General features: G+C 59.2%; 19 protein-coding genes. 9 read left to right on the forward strand and 10 right to left on the reverse strand.

Annotated elements, in window-relative coordinates; translation table 11 throughout:
* Positions 1-727: KamA family radical SAM protein (locus tag M3436_12985; protein ID MDQ3565005.1), on the reverse strand; the 727-nt coding region annotated here is incomplete at its 3' end.
* 36 nt (positions 728-763) lie between these two features.
* Here M3436_12985 and efp point away from each other — a divergent pair.
* From efp to M3436_13005, 4 genes are all read left to right on the forward strand, one after another.
* Positions 764-1,333, forward strand: a complete 570-nt coding sequence (gene efp / locus M3436_12990; protein MDQ3565006.1) for an elongation factor P — start codon at positions 764-766, stop codon at positions 1,331-1,333.
* Entirely contained in the window at positions 1,330-2,325 is a 996-nt protein-coding gene (gene epmA, locus M3436_12995) for an EF-P lysine aminoacylase EpmA (protein ID MDQ3565007.1), read from the forward strand. Before efp ends, epmA begins: the two co-directional genes overlap by 4 nt.
* A 60-nt stretch (positions 2,326-2,385) precedes the next feature.
* Complete coding sequence (locus M3436_13000; protein MDQ3565008.1) at positions 2,386-3,210, forward strand: NYN domain-containing protein; 825 nt, start codon at positions 2,386-2,388, stop codon at positions 3,208-3,210.
* A 65-nt stretch (positions 3,211-3,275) separates the two neighbouring features.
* A complete protein-coding gene (locus M3436_13005; protein ID MDQ3565009.1) occupies positions 3,276-4,064 on the forward strand; it encodes a dienelactone hydrolase family protein in 789 nt (262 codons plus the stop codon).
* Between the two features lie 45 nt (positions 4,065-4,109).
* Here the strand turns inward: M3436_13005 and maoP are convergent, their stop codons facing one another.
* From maoP to M3436_13025, 4 genes are all read right to left on the reverse strand, one after another.
* On the reverse strand, positions 4,110-4,493 hold the full coding sequence (gene maoP, locus M3436_13010) for a DUF413 domain-containing protein (protein MDQ3565010.1): 384 nt from the start codon (positions 4,491-4,493) through the stop codon (positions 4,110-4,112).
* Between the two features lie 135 nt (positions 4,494-4,628).
* Positions 4,629-4,793 (reverse strand): type II toxin-antitoxin system HicA family toxin, encoded by a 165-nt coding sequence (locus M3436_13015; protein ID MDQ3565011.1) that lies wholly within the window; start codon positions 4,791-4,793, stop codon positions 4,629-4,631.
* Positions 4,790-5,002: a type II toxin-antitoxin system HicB family antitoxin gene (locus tag M3436_13020; protein ID MDQ3565012.1), complete on the reverse strand. Its 213-nt coding sequence runs from the start codon at positions 5,000-5,002 to the stop codon at positions 4,790-4,792. Before M3436_13020 ends, M3436_13015 begins: the two co-directional genes overlap by 4 nt.
* A gap of 123 nt (positions 5,003-5,125) precedes the next feature.
* The gene (locus M3436_13025; GenBank protein MDQ3565013.1) at positions 5,126-5,431 is read right to left on the reverse strand and encodes a maturase; all 306 of its coding nucleotides are present in this window, start codon (positions 5,429-5,431) and stop codon (positions 5,126-5,128) included.
* Positions 5,432-5,623: 192 nt separating this feature from the next.
* On the opposite strand from M3436_13025, the gene M3436_13030 reads away from it, so the two are divergent.
* Positions 5,624-6,355, forward strand: coding sequence for a hypothetical protein (locus M3436_13030; protein MDQ3565014.1), 732 nt, complete (start codon positions 5,624-5,626; stop codon positions 6,353-6,355).
* Between the two features lie 126 nt (positions 6,356-6,481).
* On the opposite strand, the gene M3436_13035 is transcribed toward M3436_13030, so the two are convergent.
* Positions 6,482-7,342 carry an IS1595 family transposase gene (locus M3436_13035; GenBank protein MDQ3565015.1) on the reverse strand — a complete coding sequence of 287 codons (861 nt, stop codon included), beginning with the start codon at positions 7,340-7,342 and terminating at the stop codon, positions 6,482-6,484.
* A 338-nt stretch (positions 7,343-7,680) separates the two neighbouring features.
* Here M3436_13035 and M3436_13040 point away from each other — a divergent pair, with 338 nt between their 5' ends.
* Positions 7,681-8,334, forward strand: a complete 654-nt coding sequence (locus M3436_13040; GenBank protein MDQ3565016.1) for a sel1 repeat family protein — start codon at positions 7,681-7,683, stop codon at positions 8,332-8,334.
* 31 nt (positions 8,335-8,365) lie between these two features.
* Here the strand turns inward: M3436_13040 and M3436_13045 are convergent, their stop codons facing one another.
* The 3 genes from M3436_13045 to M3436_13055 are packed head-to-tail and all read right to left on the reverse strand — an operon-like array spanning position 8,366 to position 12,101.
* Positions 8,366-9,820, reverse strand: coding sequence for a bifunctional 2-methylcitrate dehydratase/aconitate hydratase (locus tag M3436_13045; GenBank protein ID MDQ3565017.1), 1,455 nt, complete (start codon positions 9,818-9,820; stop codon positions 8,366-8,368).
* A gap of 20 nt (positions 9,821-9,840) precedes the next feature.
* Complete coding sequence (locus M3436_13050) at positions 9,841-10,956, reverse strand: 2-methylcitrate synthase (GenBank protein ID MDQ3565018.1); 1,116 nt, start codon at positions 10,954-10,956, stop codon at positions 9,841-9,843.
* A 23-nt stretch (positions 10,957-10,979) separates the two neighbouring features.
* Positions 10,980-12,101 (reverse strand): 2-oxo acid dehydrogenase subunit E2, encoded by a 1,122-nt coding sequence (locus M3436_13055; GenBank protein ID MDQ3565019.1) that lies wholly within the window; start codon positions 12,099-12,101, stop codon positions 10,980-10,982.
* A gap of 227 nt (positions 12,102-12,328) precedes the next feature.
* Between M3436_13055 and M3436_13060 the strand changes: the two genes are divergently transcribed.
* From M3436_13060 to M3436_13070, 3 genes are all read left to right on the forward strand, one after another.
* On the forward strand, positions 12,329-12,805 hold the full coding sequence (locus tag M3436_13060; GenBank protein ID MDQ3565020.1) for a VOC family protein: 477 nt from the start codon (positions 12,329-12,331) through the stop codon (positions 12,803-12,805).
* A gap of 79 nt (positions 12,806-12,884) precedes the next feature.
* Positions 12,885-15,707 (forward strand): class I SAM-dependent methyltransferase, encoded by a 2,823-nt coding sequence (locus M3436_13065; protein ID MDQ3565021.1) that lies wholly within the window; start codon positions 12,885-12,887, stop codon positions 15,705-15,707.
* A 163-nt stretch (positions 15,708-15,870) separates the two neighbouring features.
* Complete coding sequence (locus M3436_13070; protein ID MDQ3565022.1) at positions 15,871-16,392, forward strand: cupin domain-containing protein; 522 nt, start codon at positions 15,871-15,873, stop codon at positions 16,390-16,392.
* Positions 16,393-16,642: 250 nt separating this feature from the next.
* On the opposite strand, the gene M3436_13075 is transcribed toward M3436_13070, so the two are convergent.
* Positions 16,643-16,749: short chain dehydrogenase (locus tag M3436_13075; GenBank protein ID MDQ3565023.1), on the reverse strand; the 107-nt coding region annotated here is incomplete at its 5' end.

The following is a 16,749-nucleotide window of genomic DNA, read 5'->3' on the forward strand; positions in this document are numbered from 1 at the left end:
GCAGCCGCTGCATGGCTTCGCTGACCTCCTCATCGATCTCCGCACCGTGGTTGGCGTGGACCACGATCACGGTGCGAAGACGCGTTGCGCCCAGCCATGCCAGAAGCCGATCGTCGATGCGCTCGGGTAGCACGATGGGCATGCGCGTATGGATGCGCAAGCGTTCGAGATGCCGGATACGATCAAGCTCGGCGACCAGCGCGGCCAAGCGCTGGTCCGTGATCGCCAAGGGATCGCCGCCGCTCAGTATGATTTCCGTGATCGATGAATCGCCCCGGAGATAGTCGAGGGCGCCTTGCCAACGATCCAAGCCGGCGTTGGCGCTGCTATACGGGAAGTGTTGCCGGAAGCAGTAGCGGCAATGGATCGCGCAGCTCCCCGTGACGATGAACAAGGCGCGGCCTTGGTACTTATGAAGGACACCCGGACGGATCTGAGCGCCGAGGTCCCCGACGGGATCGAGCGAAAAATCTTTGGCAGCGGTTGCCTCGGACGGGAGCGGAAATACCTGGCGTAACAGCGGGTCCTCGGGATCGCCCTTGCGCATGCGGGCGACGAAGCCGCGCGTTACCCGCAGCGGGAAACCTGTTCGTGAAATTCCTGGCTGACCAAAGACATCCGGCGGTAGTTCTAAGCATCGAAGCAGTTCCTCCGGCCGCGAGATCGCGCGCGCCAGCTCGATCTGCCACTGGGCACGCTGCTGCGAATGAAGCGTTTCGGTTATCATAAGCAACGATATCAGCACCGGGATTTAGACATAGAGATGACAACCTATAATACCAACCAATTCAAGGCGGGGCTCAAAGTGATGCTCGACGGCAGTCCCTGTGCGATCGTCGAAAACGAATTCGTGAAACCCGGCAAGGGGCAAGCTTTCAACCGCGTGAAGATCCGTAACTTGAAGACCGGGCGGGTGATCGAACGGACGTTTAAATCGGGAGATACCCTCGAAGGCGCGGACGTTGTCGATCGAGAAATGCAGTATCTCTACTCCGACGGCGAATACTGGCATTTCATGGACGCCGCCAGTTTCGAGCAATTATCCGCCAGCGAAACCATGATGGCCGATGCGCGCCAGTGGTTAAAGGGTCAGGAGACCTGTGTGGTGACTCTGTGGAACGGCGAGCCCATGTCCGTGGCGCCGCCGAACTTCGTGATCCTCGAGATCACCGAGACCGATCCCGGGATCCGCGGAGATACCGCCACGGGCGGAACGAAACCCGCGACCCTGGAGACCGGCGCGGTGGTGAAAGTGCCGCTCTTCGTCGAGGTACACGAGCTCGTCAAGATCGATACGCGCACGGGAGCCTACGTGGCGCGAGCGAAGGAGTGATCTCGAGCGCCCGCCCCTCTCGCGAGACAGCCTGGAAACCGGGCGCCTCATGGGAGGTCTTGAGGCTGCGGGCGGAGTTGCTGGCGAAAATCCGCGCATTCTTCGCTGCCCGTTCCGTCCTGGAAGTCGAAACCCCTGTGCTAAGCCGCGCCGGGATCACCGATCCGCGGCTCCTGAGCTTGAGCACCCGCTTGCAACTGCCGGGCGCCGCGGCGTCCCAGGTGCTGTACCTGCAAACCTCGCCCGAATTCGCCATGAAACGCCTGCTGGCCTCGGGGCGCGGGCCCATCTATCAGATCGCCCGGGTATTCCGCGACGGCGAGTCCGGCCGCGTGCACAACCCGGAGTTTACGCTCATCGAATGGTATCAACCCTATCACGATCACCATGCGCTCATGGATGAGGCCGAATCGCTGGTTGCGGATCTGATCGATCTCGGACCGTGTCAACGTATGAGCTATGCCGAGGCGTTCGTAACCCACGCGGGCTTCGATCCCCACCGCGAGGAACCCTGTAAATTAGCGTTGCATGCGGAGCGCTTGGGTTTACACCTAGGCGGCGACGGAATGCACGATCCGAATATTTATCTCGACTTGATTCTCAGTCATGTGGTCGCGCCGAGACTCGGGAAGGGACAGTCATGTTTCATCTACGATTACCCCGTCAGGCAAGCGGCATTGGCGCGTATTCGAGACGATGATCCGCCGGTCGCGGAACGCTTCGAGCTCTTCGTTCACGGTATGGAGTTGGCCAGTGGCTATCACGAGCTCGCGGATCCGATTGAGCAGCGCAGGCGCTTCGAGTCGGACCTCGAAGGGCGCCGGCGTTCAGGGGCGCCCGAAATGCCGATCGACGAGCGGCTTTTGGACGCGCTGGCGCATGGGCTCCCGCCGTGCGCGGGGTGTGCATTGGGATTCGACCGGCTGGTGATGCTTGCCGCCGGTGCCCGGAACATTCAGGAGGTATTGGCGTTTCCGGTCGCCGTGGCCTAAGCTTCCCAAGCAACTCTATCGTCATGAATCCGTAGCGCCCAATATGCCAGAGATCTAATTATGGCCGGAACACCAGAGACCAAGAACATGGCATTGTTCTGCGACTTTGAAAACATTGCCCTGGGTGTGCGTGATGCCAAGTATGCACAATTTGATGTCACCAAAGTCCTTGAGCGCTTACTGCTGAAAGGCGGCATCGTCGTGAAAAAGGCCTATTGCGACTGGGAGCGTTATAAGGATTTCAAAGCCGCCATGCACCAGGCCTCCTTCGAGCTCATAGAAATTCCCCACGTGAGCCAGTCCGGTAAGAACAGCGCCGATATCCGTATGGTCGTCGACGCGCTTGACCTTTGTTATACCAAATCACATGTGGATACCTTTGTCATCATCAGCGGTGACTCGGACTTCTCACCGCTGGTGAGCAAGCTGCGTGAAAACAATAAGGTGGTAATCGGTGTGGGAGTCAAGAATTCCACCTCTGATCTGCTGATCGCAAATTGTGACGAATTCATTTATTACGATGACCTGGTCCGGGAACAAGAAAGCAAGAGGCGCCACCACAAAAGAGCGACTGGCCGGTCCGTATCTGGCATGACGGCAAAGGCCGCACCAAAAGAGGAAGATAATAAAAAACAACAGGCCGTGGACCTCATCATAGAAACCATCGAAGCGTTGTCTACAGAACGGGGTGAGGAGGAGAAGATCTGGGGATCCATGGTCAAGCAAGCGTTAAAGCGGCGCAACCCGGGCTTCAACGAAGCTTACTATGGGTTTCGCTCCTTCAGTCAGTTACTGGAAGAAGCACAAGCACGCCACTTGCTTGAATTGGAGCGCGATGAAAAGTCGGGAGGATACATTATTAAAAGTGTAGCCCGAGAGGATTAATGAACTGCGAGCTTGTGAATCAATCGTCATTGTTCGAGAAACTTGATCGCTAGGGAGGACGATGTATGCACACGAGACGAATGTCGGCGGTGGCGTTTGCGGCGGTGCTCGCGTTCGGGCCGGCAGCGTCCGCCGAGGTGAAGACGAGCGAGCTCGACTACAAGCAGGGCGACACCGTCCTGGCGGGCCTCATCGCCTGGGACGACGCGGCGAAGGACAAGCGCCCCGGCGTACTGGTCGTCCACGAATGGTGGGGCCACAACGAGCACGCCCGGAACCAGGCCAAGCGACTCGCGGAGGCCGGCTATGTCGGCTTCGCGCTGGACATGTACGGCAAGGGCAAGGTGGCCACGCACGCGAAAGACGCCGAGGCCTTCATGAACGAGGCGACGAAGGACCCGGCGGCGCTCGCGGCGCGGTTCAACGCGGCGCTGGAGCTTCTCAAGCAGGACCCCCGCGTCGACTCGGAAAAGATCGCCGCGATCGGTTACTGCTTCGGGGGCGCCGTGGTCCTCGGCCGGGCGCGCGCTGGCGCCGACCTGGCCGCGGTCGTGAGCTTCCACGGCGCGCTCGCCACGAAGAGTCCCGCGGAGAAGGGGAAGGTCAAGGCCCGGGTGCTCGTGCTCACCGGCGCCGCCGATCCGATGATCCCGCCCGAGCAGGTGGAGGCCTTCAACGCGGAGATGACGGCTGCGGGCGCGAAGTTCCAGGTGGTCAGCTACCAGGGCGCCAGGCACAGCTTCACCAACCCAGCCGCGGACAAGGCCGGCATGGACGCGCTCGCCTACAACGCGGAGGCCGACAAGAAGTCCTGGGCGGCGATGCTGGAGCTGTTCAAGGAGGTCTTGCGCTGAGGTCGGCCTCGAGGGGCCAGGCTTAGCCTGGCCCCTATAGTCCCCCTATTTATGGCGCTTTGCCCATTCTTCTCGATAAATAATCGTCGAGAAACTGATCGTCTCGGTTCCTTCTTCGGCGGCAACAGTAAACCCACCGCCCTTACCAAGAAATATGGATTTCAGGTTTTGTCTGTCCTCGACCAGTTTCAGATACTGTAGCCACACATGCTCCAATTCAGAACGCGGTACGTTCGTTCTGCCGCACACCGCTACGAAATGACGCTCTTCTTCTGTTTCCGGTTCGATCTCGGCGTGCATCAATGCTACGCAGTGGGCTCCGTACTCCTCAAGCATAGTTGCGTGCGGGATTGAAAAGGTACCCCTATTGAAACCGTGGGGGAAATTGACCTTATCGATAAATCGCTTTCCTTCATATCGGCTTTTCATAATACCTCCGCGAATCCAATGACTGGCGCCTCTTGGATCTCCAGACTAAGACCTCAGCTAACATGTCGCCGGCACGAGTGAAAGAAAGGGATTCGGCCTCGACATCTAAACTGATATGTCAAGACCGGACCCCGTCTACGAGCATATCTTCTTCGCAAGATCATTGTGGACCTCGTTGTGCCGGGGAACCGCGGATCGCTTGTTGTGGCTGGAATTCCACCACCACGAATGCCTACTACCCTCCCGGACGAACTCGCAACCATTCTCGCGTAGATACCGAATCAGATCACCGCGCTTCATAAGGCGATGGGTTCCTCATCATAGCCATCACCAGCAGCTTCAAGGGCATCGCGTCGGTTCCATTCAAGCGCTTCGCGAAGCGTCACGCGCAAGGTCTCCAACAGATCTTCACGGGTAGCTTCCTGACAATTAACGCCAGGAACCTCTTCGATCCAGCCGATCCACCAATTGCCTGCTTTCTTAACCACCGCCGTATACGCGTCCTTCATTTGTGTTTACTCCTTCAAAGAGAATCGCTAATCAGGACAGGGGGAGGCCTCGCGGCTCCGCCCCTCCTACACCGCCGGGCATACGGATCACGTACGTACACGGCGGTTCGATGAAACATAGTCCTACCTTGCTGCCAGACGGGGCAGCCCCAGACTGCTTAAGTACGGCGCTGACAGAGCCAGCGTGTGCGCCGGGGTCTTACTTAGGCGCCACGGTCCATGTGCCGACTTGCTCAGGTACCATGCTTCTCGCACGGTGACATCGCGTCGTAATTCCCGATAGCCTGCCCGTCCCCATGGCGTCCATGGATAGCAGCGTAACTTGCGTCGTATCCATTTGTCGACATCGCGCAGAGGGCTCAGCACTTCGGCGACACCAAAGTACGCTTTCCAACCAAGCAGGGTCTCTCTAAGCTCTGCTCTCGGCATCTGACGCCTCCTATTTCGTTAGCTGCAAAATTCTGTTTCTGCTGGGCGCGGTCGAGCTGCCGGGACCCGGGGCGGGTAAAGAGCAACGCGAGCATCACGGCCGCAAAAAATATTTCGCATGTATACCGTTGACATATGTAAGTGCTTGCGCGTAGACTCTAACACAACGTATGTGTTAGGGAGATGTACGCTATGCCTGATTGGCTTAAGCAATTTTGGCGTTCGGTCTCAGAGTTGGATACGCTCGTTTCTTTGGTCTCATGGCTTAAGATTTTTGTCGGTGTTGGGGTTTGTGCTGTGACCTGGGCTTGGTCATGGGTAACTAACCTGCCAGGACCTGTTCAGTTTGTCCTCGCACTATCTGCGTTGTTAGTTTCGATTTGGGTAATAAACGGGATTCTCTGGCTGCGCCAATGGCGCGCATCCCATAAAAAGCTAAAGGTTATTGAAATGAATAATAATCAGTTTCCCAAGGGGATAGACACTCAATGGGGATGGCCAGACATAAGCTCTCTTGCAGAAAACTTCTCGTTCTCTATAACCCTTAGAATGTTCAACGGAACAGCCTTTAAAGTTCGAGTAAGGACTGAGGGGCTGATGTCGTTTGACAATCATCAAGTAGTACGGCATGCCAGTTTGATAGGGCCGGACAACATCGAATGGATCCCACGCTGGTCGCCTGTTACGTTTACTTTGGTGCAGCGGTTATCGCCTGAGGACGCAAAACACCTTAGGACATTGCTTGACAATGGCGAGACGGTAAACTTTTTCTACAATACTTTTAAAATCCTTGTTACCGCTATGGGGTCTGGTGGCGATAAGAGTTCGGCACTAACAGAAAACCTACCGTTCAACGAGCAGGGCTTGACCATTAGTAACGGTCTAGTAGTCGGGCAGATACAGCTGCGAACAGGAACTACTTAACAATGGCTATTGGCAAGTATTTAAGCCTTCCCGAGGCGCAACGAAAGAAGCTTCTTGATCGCTTCGCTAAGCAACATCCGTCAACTGGAGATGAAACCAAGTTTGATCGTTTGTTGGACGCGATGGCTAAAAAGCCAGAATCAGATGATCAAACATCTGATTCGTCACATCGCGACGAAGATTGAAACGAAACTCGAACTCACCTAGGTATTTCGTCATGTGCTTCTCGGATATTGACTTATGGGTGCCGCGCACACTGTTTTTGAAGTGCGACCAGAAGCCCTCAACTGTGTTGACGTGCGTGTCTCCGCGTGCCCACTCTTCCGCCCCATGATTTACGGTATTGTGAATATACCCTTTCTTAGACAAACCGATATAGGCGCCAAACTCGTCGGTGCTAAGCACTGTGTCGGCTTGAACGTTCATCTCAACAAACGGATGAATGGTGTTACGTTTGGTGTCCGGCACAACCTTAGTCATGATATCTCCGTCACGCTCAACCATGCCCAACACAACTGTTTTGCCAGCCGCGCCGCGACCGCGTTTACCGGGGTATTTCCCCCCAACATAAGTTTCGTCGATTTCAACATGGCCCGACAATTCATCATCACCGTCTATCTTGGCTATGTACTTACGGATCTCATGTCCCATGCGCCACGCAGTTTTATACGTCACACCAAGCTGGCGTTGCAGTTCTTTCGCTGCTACACCATGCCGTGTTGTGGTGAACATGTACATCGCATAAAACCAAAGTTGGAGCGGGGTTCTCGATCTCTCAAACGGAGTGCCGGCCATTGGGTGAATGTGATGGCCACACCATGCACACTGATAGGCCGGCATATTGTGAATGCGGGTAAACCGTCCATGCTTGCCGCATTTTGGGCAGTCCAACGATTCTCCATAGCGAAGATTCATCAGGTGATTAAGGCAGGCCGTATTATCAGGGAAACGCTTAAAGAAGTCTTGAACAGTAAAGGTCTTGGTCATGGCTATCTCCTATGGGAGAGATAATAACCGAGTCGGTTACATGTGTCAAGGGGATACATACCAAATATTTTACAAAATTGCGCATTACCCCCTATCTTTGCGGTGCAAGCCGATCGATAATTTATACAGTTGAATATCACCGGTATCGAGTAGCGAGCCCACAGCCCAACCCCATCGCGTAGCCCAGGCATGCCCCGGGAGACGCAAAGCGTGTTAGACCGGCGGTCGAGTCCCTTCCTTCCAACACCCGAGATCAAAACAACGCGAACGCTGTCGATAACGGCCAGCGCAACCATTTAAGTGGATCGAGCATGAGGGGAACAGCCTTACCGCCATCCATGAGCGATCGAAGCTCGATCCGCTCGGTAGGCGCGTCGACGCGCGGCCGGGGACGCAGGCTGGTGTTGGCAACCGCCGTCTGCCTCGGAATGATGCTGCCGGTCCAGGCTGACTACGAGGCCGGGGTGAATGCCTATTACCGCCAAGACTACGAAACGGCGTTGCGCGAGTTCAAGACGGTTGCGGCGGCGGGTGACCAAAACGCGCAATACAATGTCGGCCTCATGTATTTGAAGGGACAAGGCGTGCCCGAAGATCCCCAGGAAGCTTCGCGCTGGTTCCAGCGCGCCGCCATGCAAGGGCAGGTGGAAGCGCAAAGCTTCCTCGGCGCTCTCCACGCCGACGGTCAGGGCGTGCCCCAAAATTATGCACTCGCCGCCCACTGGTTGACGCGGGCCGCCGATGCCGGCCATCCGGCTGCCCAAAATTTTCTCGGTCAACTCTACTTCGACGGGCTCGGCGTCGCGCGGGATTATGTTCACGCTTATGTCTGGTTCAGTCTGGCGGAAGCGAGCGGCTACCGGGAGTCACAGGCCTGGCGCGAGAAAGCCGAGACGCGCATGAGCGCCGCACAGCTTGAACAGGCGATCCGCCGAGTCGAAGAGCGGTTGCCGCATTGGGCGCAGCGGACTCAAGGGCTAGAGCAGCCGTAGCTCCTGCGCTCCCGCGGGCCACGGCCGGTGCCTACGCGGGTGCAATGCCGCTACCATTTCTTGTTGCTCGGCGCGGTACCCACAGGTGCATGAAGTCACTGACCGCAAGCCGCTGCAAGCGTTCGTCGTCTTCGAAGATCCCGACAATTTCGTTGCTCTTAGCCGGGCTAATTACCTCGTCTATGTTACGTTTGAATTTGTCCTTTAGGAGCGGCAGCGCCTCGAGGCGGCGGCGCGGATGGCCGAGCGGAAACTCCACGGCGCTCTCGGCTTGGGCGCCGTCCCGGAAACTAACTGTGACGCGGTTAGCCACCGTGCGCCGCTCCGGATCGTAATAATCACGCGTATAACAGGGGTCTTCGATGGCCTCCATCCGGGCGCGTAGCGCGTCGATGCGCGGGTCGGCGGCGATCTCGTCCTCGAAGTGATGATAGCGCAACTCCCCGAATACGAGACCGATCGCCGCCACGTATCGCAGACAATGGTCGCGATCGGCGGGATTCGCGAGCCGCCCCTGCTTGTCGATGATGCGCAAGGCGGGTTCTTGGGTGGCGAGCACAATCTTGTCGATGTCCGCGAGCCGGTCTTTGACATCGAGATGCAATTTAATCGCGGCCTCGGCCGCGCTCTGCGCGTGGAACTCGCAAGGGTAGGCCACCTTGAACAGGATGTGCTCGACCACATAGGAGTTCAGCGCGCGCGAGAGATCCAAGGACTTTCCCCGCAACAAGGCCGCGTGAAAGCCGTAACGTGAGGCGCTCAAGGCATGTGGATAGCCCGGTTCGCCCGCGAGCGTCATCAAGGCCAGGCGCACCCCGCGCGCCGTGGCATCGCCCGCGGCCCAGGATTTGCGCGGGCCGGCATCCGGCGCATGACGGTAGGCGCGCAAGTTTCCCCCATCCAATAGCGCCTGAGACACGGCGTTCATCACCTGTTTCTTGCCTCCTCCGAGCAACGCGGTGGCCAGCGCCGCCGAGGCGATCCTAACCAGGATCACGTGATCGATGCCGATCTCGTTGAAACTATTGGTCAGCGCCAGCACGCCCTGGATCTCATAAGCCTTGACGAGCGCCGTCAGTAGCTCACGCATGAACAAGGGCTCGGCGCCGCGGGCGAGCCGCCGGCGGCTGATGTAATCCGCGCACGCTAGCAGAGCCCCCAGGTTATCCGAGGGATGTCCCCATTCGGCGGCGAGCCAGGTATCGTTGTAGTCCAACCAGCGGATGAGACAACCGATGCAGTAGGCCGCTTGCACCGGATCGAGATCGAGCTCGGTTCCCGGGACGCGTGACCCACCGGCGAGCATCGCGCCCGGCACGACCGGCCCGATGTGGCGGCGGCACTCGGGGTTGTTCAGCGCGGCGCAAGCGCAGCCGAGCGCATCCATGAGGCAATAACGGGCGGCGCTGAGTGCTGGCTCGCTGGGGGGCTCGTGACCGGTAACGTAATCGGCGATGGTACCCAGCAACGGATCCGGGTCTTGCATGGCGGCGCTCGCTATCTTCGTTATGGGCGCTCCGCAAGCGGAACGTAGGGTCGCGGCGCGGGACCGACATATTCGGCCAGCGGCCGGATGAGCCGGTTGTCTTGCCGTTGCTCGATGATATGGGCCGCCCACCCGGCGCTGCGGGCGATGACAAAGATCGGCGTGAACAGCGACGCCGGGATCCCGCAGGCGCGGTAGACCAAGGCACTATAGAAATCGAGATTCGGGAACAGGCGTTTCTCGCGCCGCATGACGGCTTCGATGCGCTCGGCGATCGCATAGAGATGGGTATCGCGAGCGTCTTCGCCGAGCCGGCGCGCCCACTGTTTTATTATCGGCGAGCGCGGATCGCGGCGCTTGTACACCCGGTGGCCGAAGCCCATGATCAGCTCCTTGCGCGCCAGCCGTTCGAGGATCCCTTGTTCGGCCTCGTCGGCCCCGCCAAAGCTCGCGATCAAGGCCATCGCCGCCTCGTTGGCGCCTCCGTGCAGCGGTCCGCGCAAGGCGCCGATGGCGCCCGCGATGGCGGAATAGAAGTCGGCCCGGGTCGAAGTGATGACGCGCGCCGCGAATGTCGAGGCATTGAACTCGTGTTCGGCATAGAGAATGAGTGACACCTCCAGCGCGCGGCGATCGATTTCCTCACCCGCGCGGCCGTGCAAGAGGTGTAGGAAATGTCCGGCGAGATCGGCCGCGGGAAAACCAGGATCTATTCTTTGACCGCGCGTGTGGTACCGATACCAATAGAGCAGCATCGCGGGCAACCGCGCCAATAGGCGTTCCGCGAGGGCAGGGACATCCGCCGATTCCGGTTCGAGACAGCCTAGGGCCGACACGCCGGTGCGCAGCACATCCATCGGATGGGCCGCGGCCGGCAGCCGTTCAAGAAGCGTTTTGAGATCCAGCGGCAGCTCCCGCGCACCCGCCAGCCGCATGCGGAAATCACTAAGATGGGCGGCGTTGGGCAGTTCGCCGTAGAGCAGCAGGTAGGCAACTTCGTCATAACTCGCCTGCGCCGCGAGCTCTCCTACGTCGTAGCCGCGATAATACAGCCTATCGCCCGCGGCCTCGGCCGTACAGATCGCCGTGCGTCCGGCAACGACGCTGTCGAGTCCTCCCGTGGTCAGCGCTCCCATCGTGATTGGGTTGATTCCCGCGTTTATACAGCGATTTCCAAGTCTTTGATTACGGTCATCAGGAACCGCGCGGCCTCGCCGCCGGTCACGGCGCGGTGATCGATGGTCAGGGATAGCGGAATAATGGTATGAACGGCCGGTTGGCCGTTCCAGGCGACTACGGCCGGGCGGATGCGCCCAGCGCCCAGGATCGCGACCGTCGGCGGCACGATAATGGGGTTGGCATAGCGCCCCCCGAAGGTCCCGAAGTTCGACAGCGTAATCGTGTAACCGCGAAGCTCTTCGGGAGGGATGGTACGCTTTTGGACCGCCTCGCGCATCGCATTGAGTCCTCGGCGCAGGTCTTCCGGCGGACGCTTGCCGACATCGCGCAACACCGGCACGAAGAGACCCTCTTCGGTGTCCACGGCGATCCCGAGCTCGATCTTTTTCAACAAACGGCGCCCGAGCGCGTGGCTGTCGTACCAGGCATTCAGAGCGGGTTCGGATTGACAGGCGGCGACCAGCGCGCGGATGAGCCGCAACGTCACATCGCTGCCTGGCGGCCAGGCGTGGATATCGGCGTCCTCGCAAATCGTCACAGGCACCACCTCCGCGTGCGCCGAGGCCATGGTGCGGGCCATCGCGCGGCGCACCCCGCGCAAGGGTTCTAAGGGCCCCACTTCAGCCAGGATCTTGGCCACGCGCTGCACGTCCGCCGTGGTGATGGTTCCGTCCGGGCCGCTCGGCGTGACGATGGCGAGGTCCACGTCGAGGCGATGCGCCAGCGCCCGCACCGCCGGGGTCGCCTTGAGCCCGCTGGAGTGGGGGCCGACGCCACTCGTTTGCTCTCGTAGTACCGTATCACTGCGAGTCACCTGGCCGACGACCGTACCGGCGTCGGCCGCGCCCCTTACCTTTTCTGGCTCGCCCGCGGGCGCGAATTCAGCCAGCGGATCGCCGGTATGGATGAGGTCGCCTGACTGACCGAAGAGGTGGTGCACTCGGCCGCTGCTAGGACTAGGAATATCGACGATGGCCTTCGCGGTCTCGACCGAAACCAAGGGCTGGTCTTCTTTGATCTCGTCGCCGACTTGAACATGCCAGCTTACGATTTCGGCCTCGGTTAGGCCTTCCCCTAAATCGGGCAGTTTGAATATGTTCATGCGCTTCTCCTCAAGGCGGCGGGGACAGTTTAGTGGATTATAAGCCGGCACTTAAGCAATGTGCTGGCGTTACTTTAATCACCGGCGCCTCTTAAGTCACCGTCGCGTGTGCGTTGCATCGCCCCGGCGACTACAATGCCGACGTGCTGTCGGCCGCAATCCGTCGGCCTATCTGACGCAACGCGGAGAACATCTCAATCAGATCCCGCTGAAAAAGGAGCAAAACAATGGCAAACGACGTCAAACCTGTCACCGAAGGATCATCGAGCGAAATCAAAGAAGTCTTTCCCTACCTTCGCGTCAAAAACGCCGCCGCGGCAATCGAGTTCTATACGCGAGCATTTGGGGCAAAAGAGCTATTCCGGTTGACCGAACCGGGCGGGCGAATCGGGCACGCGGAGCTTTCCCTCGGCAGGATCACGCTCATGCTTGCCGACGAGTATCCTGAATACGGCATTCTCGGCCCGCAATCCATCGGCGGCACGGGGATGTCCATTCACCTGCACGTCGTTAACGCCGACGTGGTGGCGGAGCGGGCCGTGGCCACCGGCGCAACCGTGCTTCGTCCGCTGGCCGACCAGTTTTATGGGGAGCGGTCGGGGACGCTGCTCGATCCTTTCGGACATGAATGGATGCTTGGGCACGAGATCGAGAAAGTCTCCCCTGACGAGATGCAGCGCCGCTTCACGGCTATGTTCGAGTAATGCCCAACTTCACACGAGAGGAACGATGCCTGAACGAGACAGTGCTTTTTTATCTCGTCTTTGAACAAACTTGAAGCGGATGAATGTGATTGCGGCGCCTCGCCACCTCCGACAAAAAACCACGACAATTTCGACCGCCGCGCCCTCGCTGTTGCGGACGCTTTTTCTTCACCACGACGGGATCGTCATCGGAGCCACGATCCGTGCCTTGGAAAAACAGGGTCTCCTGACACACCTCGTCAGTCACGGGCACGTGACGTTCCGAGAGCTTCTGGACCGCTATCCATGCAACCCCGGCTACCTTCATGTCGCGCTCCGCAGTCTCGCGCTGCAAGGCTGGATCACGCGAGCAGGCGTTCCCGGAAGCGATGCGATGGTCTTCGAGGTGACGCCGCTCGGCGAGATCGCGGCGAAAACCTTTCCGCTGTATACCGAGGTTGCGGAGTTTGCCTATTCGGGGATCCCGATGGAACGGCATCTCTTTCATCAAAGGGATCTCGACTCTGCGAGTGCCGAGCACTATGCCCGGATAACCCGACACTGCATACAAAACTGGGATCTCGCCGTGGGCGATCCGGCGGATCAAGGATCGAGGCTCAATGAGATAATCCGCAAGCACCTCGACGGCCTATTGGTCGGCCCCTTCATGATCGCAGCGAAGCTGCGCGGCTTGCTCGAAGGCGAGGACTTCGCCTGTGACGGACTCCCCGGGTCGCACGACAACCTCCGCGCGGGCCTCGCGCTGCTCGAACACTTGGGATGGATCCTGCCAGCGGGACGGCGCCACCTGTTCACTGAGCTTGGGCGGGTAGCGTGCGAGTTCACGCTCCATTACGGGCTCACGCTCTCGTATTGGCCGATGTTCTGCCAGTTGCCGAGCCTCATCTTCAACTCTTTCCAACACATCACCCATGTCGCGCCAGGCCACGAGGAGACGCATGTCGACCGCAGCCTGAACGTGCTGGCAAGCGGTGTCGCCCACCGCCCCTATTTCGAGGATTCCGAGCAGATCCTGATCGCGATCTTCAATCGGGAGCCGCTTGCGGAGCAACCGCGCTTTGTGGCCGACATGGGCTGCGGCGATGGGATCTGGCTCCAACGCATCTATGAGATCGTTGCGGCCAAGACTCTGCGCGGCCGGCACCTGGACGAATATCCGCTCTTGATGATCGGCGCGGATTACAATGCCAAGGCGCTGGAAGCCGCCCGCCGCACCCTAGAGACCGCCGGGGTTCCGAACATCACCCTCTTCGGCGACGTGACCGATCCTACGCTGCTCGCGCAGGCCTTGGGCGAGCGCGGATTCGATAGTGTGGACGGCCTGCATATCCGCGCTTTCATCGATCATAATCGGCGTTATACGGAACCGCGGGATAGCGCGAGCGCGGACAAACGCCTCGTTTTATCCACAGGGGCTTATGCCGGCGAGACCGGCAATGCGATTCCGAATCGATTACTGGAAGAAAACCTGGTCGAGCACCTCCGGCGCTGGGCGCCATTCATCAGGAAACATGGCCTCATCGTCATCGAGGCTCACAACGTCTATCCGCCGATCGCCGCGGCGTACAATGGCAATACCCACGCCACGGCCTTCGATACCTATCACGGGTATTCGAACCAATACCCTATCGACTACGAAGCCTTCATGTCGCTTGCGGAGGAGGCGGGTTTCCGCGCCGTCGCCCATGAGCAAAGGGTATACCCCTCGCGGCTTCCGTTTGTCGCCATCAGCCTTAACCGATTCAAGACCGCCGGCCCAATCGCGATCGTGGCATCGCACCCGCCGCCGCCGCGGCAAGACGGAACGAGCTGGCGGCCCGGCGGATCGGAGGACGCCCTCGATGGCGAAGCCTTGCACCGCTTTCTCTATCACGACGGCGATCTCACCCGCCCGCGGCGCTGGTGCGCAAGCAGCAGCGGCATGCTGGTACATGGCTTACTCGAAGACATCGAACGGCGGCTTGACCGTTGCCTCAACCCGAGCCGTACATCGCGGCAACTTATGCTGGCCGACTACGGCGCGGGCACTGGCCTCGCGACCTTGGAGCTGATCAAGGGCCTCCACGAAACCGGTTTGATGCAGCGAATGAAGCGTAACGGCATCAAACTCAAGCTGCTGCTTTTCGATTTCCCTAGCGGCTGGTTCGCCAAGGCCTACGAGCTGCTCAACGCCTTCACGTTTATCGACTTTCATTCGCTCACGGATCCGGGCACCGGTAAGATTCGGCTCATTTCCGACATCATCGCCCCGGAATCGGTGGACATCATTTATGCCAGCATGGTGTTGCATCTCGTACCGTCCAAGGCGATGCCGCCGTTGATCGATAGCTTCGCCGAGGTGCTGCAACCGCACGGGAGCTTCTATTGGAACAGCCCGGACACGGCGCCGGCCTCGGCGCATTCGGAAGTCATCCACGCGCCGAATCGCGCATTGCGCCGGCTGCTCCTCGATGTCGTCGACACTGAGGCGCGGCTGTATCAGGTCCTAGCCAAGGTTCCTGCGGATCAACGCGGCGCCTTCGCGGACCTGCCGCAACGACTCGCGGAAATCAGGCGATCCCTCACCCCGGAGAGGCGAGCGGTAGCAAAAGCGCGCGCGGATAAACAGATCTTGGCGGTCCCGACCCATGTCGAGTATATTGAGGGCTTATTGAACAAATGCTTCGACGGCGAGTTTGCGACCATGGTATCGGTGCTGAGCGAAGCCGACGCGCTTGCCTTGGCACTACTGCCCGCGAACCAACGTTATTTCAACGAAATCGAGGATGCGGAGCTGCGCTGTAAGCTGATTACCTTATTGCTCCGCTACGATGTCCTGCCCCGATTTCGAGCGGGACCGGCCGGGAATGCCGTTGGCCTTAATCTCCACTGGACGTATGGTGAGCATGTAAAGGATGGCTAAGGAAGCGCTGCAAGACTCTTTGCTTCTTTCCCGCGAGGAGAGGACCGTAGGATGCGGTTAAGGTCGCCCCGTATTAACATTGACTCAGCCTCAAATTTAGCATAAGAGTACCGTTCGTCTCCCCCGGTTGCCCCAGCATGTCTGCTAAGGAGGAAACAAAGATATGAGAAAGCATCAACTTAGTCTCATAATTCTCGCTTCGCTGACTCTCGCGTCACCGTGCCTTGCCCAATCCAGTCAAGAGAGGATAGACAGTTCCGCGTCTACCGGTTCGCACACGGCACACGTAGTCGTCGTCCCCGATCAGGTCAAGTGGGGACCTGCCCCGCCGTCGCTACCCCCAGGCGCCCAGCTCGCAGTCCTAGAGGGTGACCCGTCGAAAGCCGGTGCGCCGTTCACCATCCGTGGAAAGTTCCCAGACGGCTACAGAGTCCCGCCACACTGGCACCCGACGGACGAAAGGATCGTCGTCCTTCAAGGCGTATTCGGGATGGGGGTGGGGGAGAAGTTCGACCAGGCAACGGGCCATGAGCTGCCGGTCGGGTCGTACGCGCTGATGCCTAAAGGAGTGAGACACTTCGTTTGGGCAAAGGGCGAGACCGTGATTCAGGTATCGGGTATGGGCCCGTTTGAGATTAACTACGTGAATCCTGCCGACGACCCGCGTAAGGTGTCGAAGGAGTAGGGGACAAGTCATCGCCTATACCCGTCTGGTATCCGCGAGGGATTGCGTGACCCCGTATGAAAAACCGTGCGGCAATCATAATCGCCACCCAATACCCGAGCCCAAGTGGGCCGGTTAGCGCTCGAACTCTCGGACAAGCTTTTTCCAGTCGACTTCCGTCGGCGGTGAGTGGTGTTGGTTGCTCAGAACGTCAGCGGCGCGTCATGGCACTCGTGCCCGGAATGGCCGAGCAATCTTACTCCGTGGTGCGTCAATCGACGAACAGATCGGGCAGCAAATTCTTCGTGCCTGGCACCACCGCATAGCGCGCGAGATCGATGACGCCCTCGGCGGCGAGCACCTCCTCGTCGATGTAGA

This window comes from Pseudomonadota bacterium (genome assembly GCA_030859565.1).
In the GTDB taxonomy this organism is placed as follows: Bacteria; Pseudomonadota; Gammaproteobacteria; order JACCXJ01; family JACCXJ01; genus USCg-Taylor.